Raw genomic sequence first — 15,490 nt, 5'->3', positions numbered from 1 at the left:
CGCCGGGTGTCGGACCGCCGTACCAGGACCAAGAGTGTGTCCTGTGAGTTGCCTACCGTCGCGTTCATCATGCCATTCGAAAACAATATTCAGATCAAGACCCTGCTCAAGGGCGCCATGGCCACGCTGTCACTGCTGTTGATCCTTCTGGGCGGCGCGGGGCTGCACGGCATCTCGCAAAGCAATGACGCGCTGAAGGAAACCTACTCGAACCAGCTGGCTTCGACGGTGGCGCTCAGCGACGCCATGCTGGCCACGACGCGCATGCGCCTGGCGCTCGACCGCAGCGTAATGCAGGGCGAGCTGGATGATCCGAAAATCAGCGTCGACCGCTCGAAGGTGTTTGTCGAGGCCGGGGACGCCGCATGGAAGCGGTATATGAGCCTGCCGCAAGACGAGCAGGAAAAGGCGCTCGCCGCCGACCTCGAACGCAAGCGCGCCGACTTCATGGCAAAGGGGATCGAACCGCTGCAGCAGGCGGCCCTGGCTGGCAACCAGGAAGAGGCAGTGCGCCTGGCCAGCAAAGTCATGCCCCAACTGCAGCGCACCATGACTACGGCGCACGAGACCCTGCAAAAATTCCAGATGACGACCGGCCAGGCCAGTTTCGAAGGTTCGCAGACGCGCTTCGCGCGCACCCGCATGCTGTCGGTCGCGCTGATCGCCGTCGGCCTAGTGCTGGCGGGCTTGTGCACGGTCACGCTGAACCGCGCCATCGTCCGCCCGGTGGAAGAAGCGCTGAAGGTGATGGAGCGGATCGCGCGCGGCGACCTGACCTCGCGCATCACCGCGGTGTCCCGCAATGAGGTCGGCCGCATGATGCAAGCGCTGGCCGCCATGCAGGACAGCCTGCACAAGATCGTGTCCGATGTACGCGTGGGCGCGGATTCCATGGCTTCGGCCACCGAGCAGATCTCCAGCGGCAACCTGGACCTGTCCCAGCGCACCGAGGAGCAGGCGTCGTCGCTCGAGCAGACCGCGGCAAGCATGGAGGAACTGACCACGGTGGTGCGCCAGAATGCCGACAATGCCCGTCAGGCCGGGGTGCTGGCCGGCGAGGCTTCGCAGATCGCCCTCAAGGGCGGCGATGTGGTGGGCCGCGTGGTCGAGACCATGAACGAGATCAACGGCGCCTCGCGCAAGGTGGTCGAGATCATCAGCGTGATCGAAGGCATTGCCTTCCAGACCAACATCCTCGCGCTCAATGCCGCGGTCGAAGCGGCGCGCGCGGGGGAGCAGGGCCGCGGCTTCGCGGTGGTGGCCGGCGAGGTGCGCAGCCTGGCGCAGCGCTCGGCGTCCGCGGCCAAGGAGATCGAGGCGCTGATCAGCGAATCCGGACAGCGCGTCGAAAACGGGACGCGACTGGTGGCCGAGGCGGGCCAAACCATGGGCGAGATCGTGCAGGCCGTGCGCCGGGTCACTGACATCATGAACGAGATCGGCGCCGCCTCGCAGGAGCAGACCAGCGGCATCGAGCAGGTGAACCAGGCTGTCAACCAGATGGATCAGGTCACGCAGCAGAATGCCGCGCTGGTGGAGGAAGCGGCCGCGGCGGCCGGCTCGCTGGATGAACAGGCCCGCAAGCTGAAAAACGTGGTGTCGGTCTTCAATCTGGGCAGCGCAACCGGTACAGTCTCGCAGCCCGTCGCGCGCGTACTGCCGGCAGCCGCGGCCAGGCCAGACGCGGCGGCCGCGTTGGCAAGGCCGGCCCGGGTGGCCCCTGCCGTTGCCGTATCGCGTGGATCGGACGATGACTGGAGCGCTTTCTAGCATGGCTGTCGTCTTGCCCTGTTCACATCGCGACCGCAAACTGCCATGATTCCGGGTTTGTTCCGCATCGTCCCAACGTTCGCGCATTCTTCTCATCACAGCGCAATCGCATGATCGCCTTGAGTACCGCCCTTTTGCTGCTGGCCGCCCTGCTCGGCGTGGCCGCCGTTCTCGGCGGCCGCCAGGCACGCCCAGCGGCCGACGGCGGCGGCCCGATGCGCGCGCTGTCCTGGTCTGCCACGTTGTTGTCGCAGCTGACGGTGGGTTTGCCCTTCGTGGTGGTGGTCGGCTCCGGCGGCGTGCCGGCGGCCAATGAGACGGCGCAGATGGCGGGCGCCTTCGCCGTCGCGGCGGTGGCGACGTCGGCAGGCAAGATGCTGTTCGGCTGGCTCAAGCAAGGCGTCCGGCTCTGGCGCGGCGCGGCGATTGCCTCGGCGCTGGCTGGTGCGGGGCTGGTGGCCGTAGCCGGCACGCGGCTTGGGAGAGTCTGCGGCACGGGTTCCATGACCGCGCGCGCCTGCATCGATGCCGCGGGATTGCCGCATCCGGCCTGGCTGGCAGGTGGGCTGACCGCGCTGTGCGTGTTGATGTTCGCGTTCCATCAGGCGCAGTCGCGCGGCTGGATGGCCGGCCCCAGGCACCATGGCGCCGGCCTTGCCGATGACCTGTCGGACGACGCCCCGAGCGCGCTGCGCGTGGCCGAGTCGCGGCAGATCCGGCGCAGCGGCCGCATACCTGGACGGCTCGTCGTCCGCCCCGGCGCACGGGGCCAGGGCACCGTGGCCGAGTACAGCGTGGCCACCGCCATGCCGGACCGCATCGCCTTCGGCCGCTGGCTGGACCAGGCTGTCGCGCAGGCGCGCCTGTCCGAAGGCAACTGTGCCGTCCTGCTGATCCACGTCGCGGACTTTCGCGAAGTCGACGAAGTCTTCGAAGTGCGTGCCGACGACATCCTGGCGCAGGACGCCGGCGCGCTCGCACAGGCCGCGCTGGAGCCCCACGATTTCCTGGCCAGGCTGGCACGCGACGAATTCGCGGTGGGCGTGCCTGAAATGGTCCACCATGGCCGCGCCCAGGAACTGGGGTCGCGCGTCCTTGGGTCGCTGGCCGAATTCGTGGCCGCGCGCGGCCTGCAGATGCAGATCGGCGTGAACATCGGCATCGCCGTCTATCCGCGCGATGCGCAGACGTCCGAGTCCCTGATGCAGGCGGCCCGCGTGAGCCTGACCGAGGCCCGCGAAAGCGGCTCCAACCAGGTGCGCCTGTTCAACAGCGCGGCCGGCGAGCGCGCCCGCCGCACGCGCGTGATCCGGCGCGATCTCTGGACCGCGATCCAGGACGACGCGCTGTCGCTGCAGTTCCAGCCGAAGTTCGACGCGCGGCGGCGCCTGCTGGTCGGTGCCGAGGCGCTTTGCCGCTGGCGCCACCCGGCACTCGGCCAGGTCAGTCCGGCCGAGTTCATTGCGGTGGCCGAGCAGTCAAGCCAGATCGACAAGCTCGACGACTGGGTCATCTCGAGCGTGTGCCGCCATGTGCGTCAGTGGCAGGACGCCGGGCTCCCGCTGGTGCCGGTGGCCATCAACGTATCGGGGTTGCGCTTTGCCAGCCGCAATTTCCCGCAATACCTGCTCGAGCAGATTCACCAGCACGACATCCCGCCCTCGGCCATCACGCTCGAAATCACCGAGACCGCGGCCATGAAGGACATCGGCAAGTCGCTCGAAACGCTGGCCGAACTGCAATCGCTCGGCATCCAGGTGGCGCTCGACGACTTCGGCAGCGGCTATTCCAGTCTCGGCTACCTGAAGCGGCTGCGCGTGGGCACGCTGAAGATCGACCGGACGCTGATCGGCGGCCTCGATGCCGACGCGCAGGGCCAGGCCATTGTCGGCTCCATGGTGGCGCTTGCCCACGAGCTGCGCATGAAGGTGGTGGCCGAAGGCGTCGAATCGCTGTCGCAGCTCGAGATCCTCAACGCGATGGGCTGCGATGAAGTGCAGGGGTTCCTGCTGTCCCTGCCGCTGGACGCGGCGCGGTTCGCCGAAGCGCTCGAGCAAAAGGCCTCCGCCAGGGAAGTGCAGGCGGTGCGCTGAGACGCTGCGCCGCACTGGCCGTCTGTCCGGAAAGCCGCCGTTCCCCCGCCGTCCCCCTCAAGCCCGTGCACCGGCCTGCCGATAATCACTTCGGCAGGCTGCCGGCGCCCGGATGGCGATCCGTGCAGTCCGCGCCGGCTTGTCCGCCGCCGGCAGCGCCATGCCCCCGGTCGGATCCAGCCGCCATGCGCTTTCGGAGCACCCATGCCTCCCATGTCCGTCCCCAGCATCCTCGTCGTCGATGATTCGCCGTCCCTGCGCCGCATGATTGCCGCGTGCCTGCGGGCCGGTGGCTATGCGGTGACCGAGGCCGCCGACGGCGACCAGGCGCGCGCACTGGCCATGGAGACCGGCTTCGACATGCTGCTGACCGACCAGGTCATGCCGGGCACGGACGGATTGACGCTGATCCGCACCCTGCGCGCCACCGAGCGCTATGCGGGCATTCCCATCCTGATGCTGACCACGGAAGCCGACGAGCGTATCCGCGAACAGGCGCGCGAGGCAGGGGCTTCCGGCTTCCTGCCCAAGCCGTTCGATCCCGGTCAGCTGATGGCCGCCGTGGCCGCGTTGGCTGGCTGAATGGCCATCCCCCTCCAACGAAGGGGGTGGTTTATCGCGAGTCGCCCTTCAGGCACTCGCCGCGCTGCCGTAAATAACGGGGGACAAAGTGAAAGTCCCCGTGCCGCTGCCGCCTGCATGCTGTCGGCGGCACGAGTCACAGCAGCCAACCGGGGGGCAAGCAACCATGAAGCATATCGACAAGGTGGAAGGCGCCGGCGAGGAATTCCTGACCTTCACGCTCGGCCGCGAGGAATACGGCGTTGACATCCTGAAGGTCCAGGAGATCCGCGGCTACGAGTCCGTGACGCAGATTGCCAATGCGCCGGACTACATCAAAGGCGTGATCAACCTGCGCGGCAAGATCGTGCCGATCATCGACCTGCGCATCAAGTTCCGCCAGGAAAAGGTCAGCTACGACCAGTACACCGTCGTGATCATCGTCGACCTGAGCGACCGCACCACCGGCATCGTCGTCGATGGCGTGTCCGATGTGCTGACGCTGGCACCCGACCAGATCCGGGCCACGCCGCATTTCACCAGCGAGCTTGCCACCGACTATATCCGCGGCCTCGGCTCGGTCGACTCGCGCATGCTGATCCTGGTGAACATCGAAAAGCTCCTCAACACCGACGAGCTCGCCGCGCTCGAAGCGCTGTCCTGAGTCCGCCAAAAACCCCGGTTGTCCCGGCCGCGGGACCCAAGCCCGCCTGGCCGGGCCAGTGTCACCGGCACGTACCACGTGCCGTCGCCCCAAAACCGCTTTGAGTTGTGCCGCCGTCGTAGCCGCAGTGCCCGAAGCAAGCCGTTAATGTCATACATGCGAAACAACCAACCCGTCACGCAAAACGAGTACGCCCTTTCTCCTGACGATTACCTGATTTCGCGCACGGACCTGAAGGGCCGCATCACCTTTGCCAACCGCACGTTCATCGAAGCCAGCGGCTTCAGCGCGCAGGAACTGCTGGGCGCGGCGCACAACCTCGTGCGACATCCCGATATGCCGCCGGAAGCGTTCGCCGACCTGTGGCAGAACATCCAGGCCGGCCGTTCGTGGGTGGGCGTGGTCAAGAACCGCCGCAAGAATGGCGACTACTACTGGGTCAGCGCGACGGTGACGCCGACCCATATCGATGGCCGGCTGGCGGGCTACACCTCGGTGCGTTCGATGGCGACGCGCGAGCAGATCGAAGCCGCCAGCGCTGCCTATGCACGCTTTCGCGAGGGACGCGCGAATGGCCTGGCCATTCGGGAAGGCGCCGTGGTACGCACCGGCCTGGCCGGCCTCTTCGGTCGCGCCACGCGCCTGAACCTGCGGCGGCGCATCCTGTGGTCGCAAGCCGGCGGGCTGGTCTGGTTCCTGGCCGCGCTGCTGGCCTCCGAAGCCTTTGGCGGTGCCGCCATCGGCTCCGTGCGCCCGTGGTTGTGGGGTGGCTTTGCGCTGGCCGTGGCCACTGCCTTTATCACCGGCACGATGCTGTTGTCGCGCGTGCATCGTCCGGTGAGCCGGATGCTCGACTTTGCGCTGCGCATGGGCGCGGGCGATCTCACCACCAGCTTCGAACACCGCGCGCGCGATGAAGTGGGCGCGCTCGCCCAGGCCATGCAGACCATGCAGCGCAGCCTGTTGTCGGTCGTGCATGAGATCCAGGAAGGGATGGCCAGCATTTCGTCGGCAACGCACCAGGTGGCCGCGGGCAACAACGACCTGTCGCAGCGCACGGAACAGCAGGCCGCGTCGCTGGAAGAAACGGCATCGAGCATGGAGGAGCTGACCAGCACGGTGCGCCAGAACGCGGACAACGCGCGGCAGGCGAGCGGGCTGGCGGCGAACGCGTCGGAAACCGCGGTGCGCGGCGGCGAAGTGGTCAGTCGCGTGGTCAACACGATGGAAGAGATCAACGATGCGTCGCGCAAGATCGTCGACATCATCGGCGTGATCGAAGGCATTGCGTTCCAGACCAACATCCTGGCGCTGAATGCCGCCGTGGAAGCGGCGCGGGCCGGCGAGCAGGGCCGCGGCTTTGCGGTGGTGGCGGGCGAAGTGCGCAGCCTGGCGCAGCGCAGCGCGAACGCGGCCAAGGAGATCAAGGGGCTGATCGGCGACACCGTGGCGCGGGTGGACAACGGCACGGCGCTGGTGGGCCAGGCGGGCACGACGATGGACGAGATCGTGCAGGCGGTGAAGCGCGTGACCGACATCATGGGCGAGATCAGCGCGGCGTCGGCCGAACAGAGTTCGGGCATCGAGCAGGTGAACCAGGCCGTGGCGCAGATGGACGAGGTGACGCAGCAGAACGCGGCACTGGTGGAGCAGGCCGCGGCCGCAGCCGGTGCGCTCGAAGAGCAGGCCGAGCGCCTGCGCGACGCGGTGGCTACATTCCGCGTCAGCATGCAGGCAGAGGTGCGTCCGCAACGGCCGCGCCGCGCCGACATGGCGCAGGCGCCGTTCCTGGCGCAGACCTGAGACTGGCAGCCGGGCGTACCGGATCATTGGCTTTAAGGGGGAGTTTCTATGCATTGGTTCAATCAACTGCGGGTCACGACCAGGCTGGTTGGCGGGTTCCTGGTGGTCGCCGTGATCGGCGCTTTCATGGGGCTGCTTGGCGTCGTCAACATGGGGCGCATGGCCGACTGGACAGGCAAGATCTATAACAACGACTTGCAGGCGCTGAAGGCCGTGCAGGACGCCAATATCAATCTTGTCTATGCCAGCCGCGCGCAGATCGCGCTGCTGTCGGCATCGACCATGGGCGAACGCACCACGGAGAAAGAGCAGATTGCCAAGTCGCTCGCGACCATGGAGGAGCGCATCAAGCAGGTGGCCGGCATGTTCGAGAAACCGGAGGGCCAGGCGCTGGTCAAGCAATACCAGACCCTCGCGCCGGCGTTTCGCGAACGCATGGGCAAGTACACCGAGCTGGTCAGCAAGCAGCCGCTCGATACCTCGCAGTTCGAAAGCACCGTCTTCAGCGAAAGTGCCGACCTGCTCAAGGACAGCCACGCGCTCGAAGAAGTCATGGCCAAGATGGTGAAGCGCCGCGATGACCGCGCGCGCAGCAACATGGAAGAGGCCCGCAGCGTGTACACCAGCACCCGCCTGTGGATGCTCGGCCTCGTGCTTGGCGGCCTGGCGCTGTCGGTGCTGCTCGGCGTATTCCTGGCCCGCGCACTGTCGCGCCAGCTCGGCGGCGAGCCCGGCGATGCGGTGGCCATCGCCTCGCGCATTGCCGAAGGCGATTTCTCCGCCGAGGTGAAGACGCGCGCCGGTGACCGCGAGAGCCTGGTTCACGCGATGAAGCAGATGCAGCAGCAGCTCTCGGGCATGGTGCGCGACTTCAAGGAGTCGGCGGAATCCATCGCCACGGCGTCGCGCGAGATTGCCGCGGGCAACAACGACCTGTCGCAGCGCACGGAACAGCAGGCCGCGTCGCTGGAAGAAACGGCATCGAGCATGGAGGAGCTGACCAGCACGGTGCGCCAGAACGCGGACAACGCGCGGCAGGCGAGCGGGCTGGCGGCGAACGCGTCGGAAACCGCGGTGCGCGGCGGCGAAGTGGTCAGTCGCGTGGTCAACACGATGGAAGAGATCAACGATGCGTCGCGCAAGATCGTCGACATCATCGGCGTGATCGAAGGCATTGCGTTCCAGACCAACATCCTGGCGCTGAATGCCGCCGTGGAAGCGGCGCGGGCCGGCGAGCAGGGCCGCGGCTTTGCGGTGGTGGCGGGCGAAGTGCGCAGCCTGGCGCAGCGCAGCGCGAACGCGGCCAAGGAGATCAAGGGGCTGATCGGCGACACCGTGGCGCGGGTGGACAACGGCACGGCGCTGGTGGGCCAGGCGGGCACGACGATGGACGAGATCGTGCAGGCGGTGAAGCGCGTGACCGACATCATGGGCGAGATCAGCGCGGCGTCGGCCGAACAGAGTTCGGGCATCGAGCAGGTGAACCAGGCCGTGGCGCAGATGGACGAGGTGACGCAGCAGAACGCGGCACTGGTGGAGCAGGCCGCGGCCGCGGCAGGTTCGCTCCAGGACCAGGCGGGGCGCCTGCAGACGGCGGTTGGCACATTCCGCCTGGGAGCGGACGGCACGCATGCTCCGGCCCGCTTCGAGCCGGCCGCTTCGGTCCGGACCGCCGTGCGGCCGTCCGGCAAGGCCAGGCCGCAAGCCGCGCGCAAGACCGCGCGGGCCGGCAAGCCGGCGCAGGACGTTGCTCCGGCGGTATCCGCGGCAGCAGATGCCGCCAGTGAACCGCTGACCCAGCCAGCCACGACCGTCCGCGCGGCCCCGCGGGCGGCCGTGCCCGCCACTGCGGACAACGGGGACTGGAGCGCGTTCTGAGTCCCGGCGGCCGGCAACCGTTGCAACGGGTTTCCGGCCGCCTTTGCCTTCGATGCCATGAATACCAATATCACCCTGGCCTTGTCGCCAGATGACGTGGCCAGGCTGCGCCGCGAGTTCGTTGATTTCGTCGCCCTGTCGACGAACTTCGACAAGGACTTCCTGCCGCCTGAGTTCAATGACTTCCTGCGGGCCCGGCTGCTCCAGCACGACGGTCCGCTGACGGAACGCGCGGTCATGCGACTGCTGGCCAGCGGCGAATATGGCTGGGCGCGCAAGGTGTTCGACAAGCAGTTGCCCAATGCCCTCTCGTCGCTGATGCGCGATGCGCGGCGATTCGGCTTCGGCCTGGCCGTGCAGTCGGACTGGACGCCGCAACAGCGCTTCGAGCATGCGCGCGAATGGGCGGCCCAGGTGCTGGCCGAGTGCGGCGCCGATGCCGCGTTCACCGAAGCGCTTGCCTCACAGGTTGCTGCTTCGGCAGAAGATGTCCGGGTGCTGGAGGAGCGCATGCGCACGCCGGCATGGGTGCTGGCGGAAAGCCTGCGGCAGCGCGCCTATGACCTGATGTATGCGCTGCAGACCGAGGAAAACGAGACCCTGGGGCGTTCGCGAGTCGGAGAGTTGCGGGCCACGCTGACGCTGGCGCTGCAGTACGGATCGGTGCAGGCCGAAGAAGCCAACCGCGTACTCGAACAGGCCGCGCGGGCGCGCCCTCATCTGTTCCAGGAAGCGCCCGACGACGTGTTCGCCCGGCTGGCCGCGTGGTTGCGGCGACTGTTCAGTTCGTCACATTCCGGTTCGTCAATAGTGGAATCCCGGTAAACGCCGCTAAATCAGCCCATGCAATGACTTAGACGTCGCAGGATTGCGTTACATCAAATGTTGCAGGCCGGTTTTGTTACAAAATTCGTCCAGCCATGTATCTTCCGTACGACATTACGGTTCCCCCCGCGTAAGTAGGGATTGGCACAGCGGGCAGAATGCCGATATAAACGTACCAGTTTCACTTACACTCTGTAACACTTGTAACGATTTGGTATGGAGCGAGCAAGGGAAGCCGGGCTGAAGTTCCTATTGTCGTACGTAGTACCCGTCTGATACGCATGTAAACGATCTGGTCGCCGACAGCCCTCTACCGGGCCGCCGGTAAGCGCCGGACAAGCGCAGGGCGGGTTTTTGGTAGCGGGGAAAAATTGGAAAGCAGTGAAGTTCTCCAGGAGATCAGGGAGGTTAACCTCGCCTATCTGCTGCTCGCACAACGCTTGGTGCGAGAAAACCAGGTGGAAGCCATGTTCAGGCTTGGTGTCAGCAAGGAAATTGCGGACATCCTTGCCAAGCTGACGTCGGCGCAACTCGTGAAACTGGCGGCATCGAACATGGTGCTGTGCAGGTTCCGCTTTGACGACCACGCGCTTCTGTCCACCCTCACCCATACGGCCAAGAGCCACGATATGCAGCAGATGCACGCTGCAATCCTTCTTGCCCGTCAGCCTGTGGAGTCGCTCAATTGACCGCGCTCCTGCAGGCGCCTTCCGCGCGCAGCATTGCCTCCGCGTCGGTTCCCAGCCGCAAGAGCGTACTCCAGGATGCCAACCAGACCCAGCTCGCCATCGAGCTGATCGGCCTGGGTGCGCGCCTGCAGGTGCTCGAGGCCGAAACCACGCTCTCGCGCGACCGGCTGATCCGCCTCTACAAGGAGCTGCGCGGCGTTTCACCGCCCAAGGGCATGCTCCCGTTCTCGACGGACTGGTTCACCACCTGGCTGCCGAATATCCATTCGTCGGTGTTCTTCTCCGCGTACCAGTTCATGGTGCAGGAAGGCGAGACCGTGGGTATCCGTGCGGTGGTGGCTGCATACCGCCTGTATCTCGAGCATGTTTCGCTGCTCGGCGGCGAAATTGTCTTAAGTTTCACCCGTGCCTGGACGTTAGTACGGTTCTTCGAGAGCAATATGCTGCAGCTTTCCGGTTGCACGTGTTGCGGCGGAAAGTTCGTCACGCACGCCTATGAGCCGCACGCGAACTTCGTGTGCAGCCTGTGCCGTCCGCCATCGCGTGCCGGGAAGGTGAAGAAGCAGCCCTCGAAGAACGCCGCCGCCTTGCAGACCGAAGCCTGATCCTGGTTGAGGTCCGCCAGGCTGGCAAGCTGCGCAGCACTGGCGGACCGGATGTCCCAGTCCGCCCTGTGCAACGGGCAATCGTGCGTGACAGACGCGCTTTTTTGACGGGGATCCGATCGTGCTAGTAGTTCTTGGCTATATCGTCGTGGTAGCGGCGGTGCTTGGCGGTTATGCCATGACCGGCGGCCACATGGGCGCGCTATATCAACCGGCGGAGCTTGTGATCATCGGTGGCGCCGCCGCCGGTGCCTTCGTCGCCACCAATACCACCAAGGCCCTCAAGGCGACGCTCAAGGCGTTGCCGGGCCTGTTCAAGAGCTCCAAGTACAAGAAGGAACTGTACCTGGACGTCATGTCGCTGCTGTACGTGCTGCTGTCCAAGGCCCGCCGCGAAGGCATCCTGTTCCTCGAGAAGGAAATTGCCGACCCGGCTGCGAGCAGCGTGTTCAGCCAGTATCCGCGCATCCTGTCCGACCCCGTCGTGATGGAGTTCCTGACGGACTACCTGCGCATGATGGTCAACGGCAACATGAATGCGTTCGAGATCGAGGCCCTGATGGACCACGAAATCGAAACCTTCCGCCACGAGGCCGAGATTCCCGCCCATGCGCTGTCGCGCGTCGGCGACGCGCTGCCCGCCTTCGGCATCGTGGCCGCGGTGATGGGCGTGGTGCACGCGCTGGCTTCGGCCGACCTGCCGCCGGCCGAGCTCGGCGCGCTGATCGCCCACGCCATGGTCGGTACGTTCCTCGGCATCTTGCTCGCCTACGGCTTTGTTTCGCCGCTGGCGTCGCGCATCGAGTTGCAGGTGTCGGAGAACGTCAAGGTCTACGAGTGCATCAAGGTGGTCCTGCTGGCTTCGCTCAATGGCTACGCACCGCTGGTGGCCGTGGAATTTGGCCGCAAGGTGCTGTATTCCACGGTGCGCCCGTCGTTCCTCGAGCTGGACGACCACGTCCGCGAAGTCAAGAGCCTGAGCTGATCCTGCCGAGACACCGTCATGAGCAGCGCAAACGATATGCGTCCGATCATCGTCCGCAGGGCGAAGTCGCACGCCAGGCCACATGGTAACCACAGCTGGAAGATTGCCTACGCCGACTTCATGACGGCGATGATGGCGCTCTTCCTGGTGCTGTGGCTGCTGTCCAGCGCCAACAAGAAAACCCTCGAAGGCGTTGCCGAGTATTTCCGCATGCCGCTGAAAGTCGCCATTGTCGGCGGCGAAAAAAGCAGTCAGTCGCCCAGCGTGATTCCCGGCGGGGGCCTGGACGTGATGCGCAAGGACGGCGAAGTCGCGCGTGCGCATGACAACGACCCGTCCGCGGAACAGCGCCGCAACGAGTACCAGGAAGCGCAGCGCCTGCGAGCGCTCAAGAGCCGGCTCGAAGAGATCATCGAGAACAATCCGATGCTCAAGCAATTCCGCCCGCAGCTGCTGCTCGACATCACCAGCGAAGGGCTGCGCATCCAGATCCTCGATACGCAGAACCGCCCGATGTTCCGGACCGGCCGCGCGGAGGTGGAGCCGTATATGCGCGCGATCCTGCGCGAGATCGGCCCGGTCCTCAACGAACTGCCCAACAAGGTCAGCCTGTCCGGCCACACGGACGCCGCCAATTATTCCAACGGCGAGCGCACGTACAGCAACTGGGAACTGTCCAGCGACCGCGCCAATGCCTCGCGGCGCGAGCTTATCGCCGGTGGCATGCAGGAAGGCAAGGTGCTGCGCGTGCTGGGGCTGGCGGCCACCATGCCGCTGGACAAGGGGGACCTGCTCGCCCCGGTGAACCGGCGCATCAGCATCGTGGTGCTGAACCACAAGGCCCAGGCCAGGTTCGAGGCGGAGAACGCCAGCGCGGCGGAGGTCACGGTGCAGGCCCAGGCCGGCAAGGCGGCCGGCGCGATGCAGGAAGGGCTGGCCGCGTCCGCCCCGGCGGTGCCCAAGGCAAAGACGGAATGATGCGTTGCCGCCGTGCATGGCGGCAGCGCTTAGCGCAGTAACTTAGTGAGTCAGGACGCCAATGTCTGTCGATATCGATATCACACAGTTTTACCAGACCTTCTTTGAAGAAGCGGAAGAGCTGCTCGTTGAAATGGAGCAGCTGCTGCTTGGCCTGGACATCGAGTCGCCCGACCCGGAAGACCTCAACGCGATCTTCCGTGCCGCGCACTCCATCAAGGGCGGTGCGGCGACCTTCGGGTTCGCGGCACTGACCGAAACCACGCATATCTTCGAGAACCTGCTGGACCGTACGCGCCGCCAGGAACTGGCGTTGTCCAGGACCATCATCGACACCTTTCTGGAAACCAAGGACGTGTTGCAAGATCAGCTCAACGCCTACCGAAACGGCACCGAACCCGATCCGCAAACGCTGGCGCGCATTTGCGCCGTGCTGCAGCAGCTGGCCCAGGAGGCTACCGGCGCGGCCGCACCTGCGCCTGCGCCGGCAGCCGTGCCGGCGCCCGCTGCAGCCGCCGCCGTGGGCGGTGGGCTGAAGGTCCGGCTGATCAAGGTGTCGGCCTCCGACCAGGCGCTGCTGCGTGAAGAGCTTGCCAATCTTGGCGAGATCACCGGCCAGCAGGAAGAAAACGGCGAACTGGTGATCTGGCTGAACAGCCAGTGCGACGCCGACGACATCATCGCGGTCTGTTGCTTCGTGATCGATACCGACCAGATCGTGGTCGAGGCAGCCGGCGCGTCCGCCCCGGCCGCGGGGCCCGTCGCAGCGCCTGCCGCCGCACCGGCACCCGCTCCCGTTTCGGCGCCGGCGCCGGTAGCCGCCGCGCCGTCTGCACCGGCTGCACCGGCGGCCAAGGAAAAGACCAAGCCGGCGGCAGCTGCCGCGCACAGCCAGGAATCGGGCTCGATCCGCGTGCCGACCGAAAAGGTCGACCAGATCATCAACCTGGTGGGCGAACTGGTTATTACCCAGTCGATGCTGGCGCAGACGGCGTCCTCGCTCGACCCGGTGCTGTTCGACCGCCTGTTCTCCGGCATGGGGCAACTCGAGCGCAATGCGCGCGACCTGCAGGAGTCCGTGATGTCCATCCGCATGATGCCGATGGACTATGTGTTCTCGCGTTTCCCGCGCCTGGTGCGCGACCTGGCTGGCAAGCTCGGCAAGCAGATCGACCTGGTGACGTTCGGCAAGGCCACCGAGCTGGATAAAAGCCTGATCGAACGCATCATCGACCCGCTGACCCACCTGGTGCGCAACAGCCTGGACCATGGCATCGAGACGCCCGACAAGCGCGTGGCCGCGGGCAAGGACCCCACCGGCCAGCTGATCCTGTCCGCGCAGCATCATGGCGGCAACATCGTGATCGAGGTCAGCGACGACGGCGGTGGCCTGAACCGCGAACGCATCCTGGCCAAGGCGATCCAGAACGGCCTGCCCGTGTCCGAGAACATCAGCGACGAGGAAGTCTGGCAACTGATCTTCGCGCCGGGATTCTCGACGGCCGAAGTGGTGACCGACGTGTCGGGCCGCGGCGTGGGCATGGACGTGGTCAAGCGCAACATCCAGGAGATGGGCGGCCACGTGGAGATCAGCTGCCGTCCGGGCCTGGGTACCACCATCCGCATCGTGCTGCCGCTGACGCTGGCGATCCTTGACGGCATGTCGGTCAGGGTCGGCGAGGAGACCTTCATCCTGCCGCTGAACTGCGTGATGGAATCGCTGCAGCCGAAGTCCGAGGACATCCATACCGCGGCCAATTCGGACCGCGTCATGCATGTGCGTGGCGAGTACCTGCCGCTGCTGGAGATGCACCGCGTCTTCAACGTGGCCGACGCGCTGCAAGAGCCGACGCAGGGGATCGCCGTGATCCTGCAGGCCGAAGGCAAGCGCTTCGCCCTGCTCGTGGACCAGCTCATCGGCCAGCACCAGGTCGTGCTGAAGAACCTGGAAACGAACTACCGCAAGGTGCCGTGCATTTCCGCCGCCACCATCCTTGGCGACGGCAGCGTGGCGCTGATCGTCGATGTCGGCGCGCTGCAGCGCACCGGCGTGCGCCGGCAGGAACCCGCGCTGGCGCAGTAATCGCCCAACCAAAGGAGAACTAGACATCATGGCCGGCATCGGACAGATCGATACCCCCGGAAGCGAGGCTTCGGGCCAGGAGTTCCTGGTGTTCACGCTGGGGACGGAAGAGTACGGCATCGACATCCTCAAGGTGCAGGAGATCCGCAGCTATGAAACCGTGACGCGCATTTCCAGCGCGCCGGACTTCATGAAGGGCGTGACCAACCTGCGCGGCGTGATCGTGCCCATCGTCGACCTGCGGATGAAGTTCCGCCTGGGCAACGTGCGCTATGACCACCAGACCGTGGTGATCATCCTGAACGTGGCGGGCCGCGTGGTAGGCATCGTCGTCGATGGCGTGTCCGACGTGCTGACACTGACCGGCGACGCCATCAAGCCGGCGCCGGAGTTCGGCGTGTCGGTGTCCACCGAGCACCTGACGGGCCTGGCCACGGTCGAGGGCCGCATGCTGGTGCTGATCGACATCGAGCGCCTGATCACCAGCCCGGATATGGAACTGATCGAAGCCGAGTCTGCGTAAGCGGCGCCTTTGGCGCAACAATCCGCAGCCCCC

General features: G+C 65.9%; 13 protein-coding genes. All 13 read left to right on the top strand.

All coding sequences use genetic code 11. The annotated features are described in order from the left end of the window. The first annotated feature begins 69 nt into the window (after positions 1–69). The 13 genes from ACIGJC_RS27075 (at position 70) to ACIGJC_RS27015 (ending at position 15,457) form a co-directional block, all read left to right on the top strand. Positions 70–1,770, top strand: a complete 1,701-nt coding sequence (locus ACIGJC_RS27075) for a methyl-accepting chemotaxis protein (protein WP_483712554.1) — start codon at positions 70–72, stop codon at positions 1,768–1,770. A 110-nt stretch (positions 1,771–1,880) separates the two neighbouring features. Beyond that, positions 1,881–3,863: a putative bifunctional diguanylate cyclase/phosphodiesterase gene (locus ACIGJC_RS27070; RefSeq protein WP_483712553.1), complete on the top strand. Its 1,983-nt coding sequence runs from the start codon at positions 1,881–1,883 to the stop codon at positions 3,861–3,863. Positions 3,864–4,076: 213 nt separating this feature from the next. After that, on the top strand, positions 4,077–4,445 hold the full coding sequence (locus tag ACIGJC_RS27065) for a response regulator (protein ID WP_483714408.1): 369 nt from the start codon (positions 4,077–4,079) through the stop codon (positions 4,443–4,445). Positions 4,446–4,611: 166 nt separating this feature from the next. Further along, positions 4,612–5,088 carry a chemotaxis protein CheW gene (locus ACIGJC_RS27060; RefSeq protein ID WP_483712552.1) on the top strand — a complete coding sequence of 159 codons (477 nt, stop codon included), beginning with the start codon at positions 4,612–4,614 and terminating at the stop codon, positions 5,086–5,088. A gap of 156 nt (positions 5,089–5,244) precedes the next feature. Continuing rightward, positions 5,245–6,891, top strand: coding sequence for a methyl-accepting chemotaxis protein (locus ACIGJC_RS27055; protein ID WP_483714407.1), 1,647 nt, complete (start codon positions 5,245–5,247; stop codon positions 6,889–6,891). Positions 6,892–6,939: 48 nt separating this feature from the next. Continuing rightward, on the top strand, positions 6,940–8,769 hold the full coding sequence (locus ACIGJC_RS27050; protein WP_483712550.1) for a methyl-accepting chemotaxis protein: 1,830 nt from the start codon (positions 6,940–6,942) through the stop codon (positions 8,767–8,769). 57 nt (positions 8,770–8,826) lie between these two features. Beyond that, a complete protein-coding gene (locus tag ACIGJC_RS27045; RefSeq protein ID WP_483712548.1) occupies positions 8,827–9,594 on the top strand; it encodes a DUF4088 family protein in 768 nt (255 codons plus the stop codon). 371 nt (positions 9,595–9,965) lie between these two features. Continuing rightward, on the top strand, positions 9,966–10,283 hold the full coding sequence (gene flhD, locus ACIGJC_RS27040) for a flagellar transcriptional regulator FlhD (RefSeq protein ID WP_211950543.1): 318 nt from the start codon (positions 9,966–9,968) through the stop codon (positions 10,281–10,283). Continuing rightward, positions 10,280–10,888: a flagellar transcriptional regulator FlhC gene (gene flhC, locus ACIGJC_RS27035; protein WP_483712546.1), complete on the top strand. Its 609-nt coding sequence runs from the start codon at positions 10,280–10,282 to the stop codon at positions 10,886–10,888. The genes flhD and flhC overlap by 4 nt, the downstream gene beginning before the upstream one ends. Positions 10,889–11,009: 121 nt before the next feature. After that, entirely contained in the window at positions 11,010–11,873 is an 864-nt protein-coding gene (motA, locus tag ACIGJC_RS27030) for a flagellar motor stator protein MotA (protein ID WP_483712544.1), read from the top strand. Between the two features lie 18 nt (positions 11,874–11,891). Next, positions 11,892–12,851 (top strand): flagellar motor protein MotB, encoded by a 960-nt coding sequence (gene motB, locus ACIGJC_RS27025; RefSeq protein ID WP_483712542.1) that lies wholly within the window; start codon positions 11,892–11,894, stop codon positions 12,849–12,851. A gap of 61 nt (positions 12,852–12,912) precedes the next feature. Then, complete coding sequence (gene cheA / locus ACIGJC_RS27020) at positions 12,913–14,934, top strand: chemotaxis protein CheA (protein WP_483712540.1); 2,022 nt, start codon at positions 12,913–12,915, stop codon at positions 14,932–14,934. A gap of 28 nt (positions 14,935–14,962) precedes the next feature. Beyond that, positions 14,963–15,457, top strand: a complete 495-nt coding sequence (locus tag ACIGJC_RS27015; RefSeq protein WP_483712538.1) for a chemotaxis protein CheW — start codon at positions 14,963–14,965, stop codon at positions 15,455–15,457. Positions 15,458–15,490: the final 33 nt, after the last annotated feature.

It is taken from the genome of Cupriavidus sp. C3SS-1 (assembly GCF_057073755.1).
This window is presented reverse-complemented; position numbering and strand designations above follow the sequence as displayed.

What these genes read in the sequence shown, in the direction of transcription:
- ACIGJC_RS27065 (WP_483714408.1), top strand. Translation starts at nt 4,077, where the DNA reads ATGTCCGTCCCCAGCATCCTCGTCGTCGATGATTCGCCGTCCCTGCGC.
- ACIGJC_RS27050 (WP_483712550.1), top strand. Translation starts at nt 6,940, where the DNA reads ATGCATTGGTTCAATCAACTGCGGGTCACGACCAGGCTGGTTGGCGGG.
- ACIGJC_RS27015 (WP_483712538.1), top strand. Translation starts at nt 14,963, where the DNA reads ATGGCCGGCATCGGACAGATCGATACCCCCGGAAGCGAGGCTTCGGGC.
- ACIGJC_RS27075 (WP_483712554.1), top strand. Translation starts at nt 70, where the DNA reads ATGCCATTCGAAAACAATATTCAGATCAAGACCCTGCTCAAGGGCGCC.
- motB (WP_483712542.1), top strand. Translation starts at nt 11,892, where the DNA reads ATGAGCAGCGCAAACGATATGCGTCCGATCATCGTCCGCAGGGCGAAG.
- ACIGJC_RS27060 (WP_483712552.1), top strand. Translation starts at nt 4,612, where the DNA reads ATGAAGCATATCGACAAGGTGGAAGGCGCCGGCGAGGAATTCCTGACC.
- ACIGJC_RS27045 (WP_483712548.1), top strand. Translation starts at nt 8,827, where the DNA reads ATGAATACCAATATCACCCTGGCCTTGTCGCCAGATGACGTGGCCAGG.
- ACIGJC_RS27070 (WP_483712553.1), top strand. Translation starts at nt 1,881, where the DNA reads ATGATCGCCTTGAGTACCGCCCTTTTGCTGCTGGCCGCCCTGCTCGGC.
- cheA (WP_483712540.1), top strand. Translation starts at nt 12,913, where the DNA reads ATGTCTGTCGATATCGATATCACACAGTTTTACCAGACCTTCTTTGAA.
- ACIGJC_RS27055 (WP_483714407.1), top strand. Translation starts at nt 5,245, where the DNA reads ATGCGAAACAACCAACCCGTCACGCAAAACGAGTACGCCCTTTCTCCT.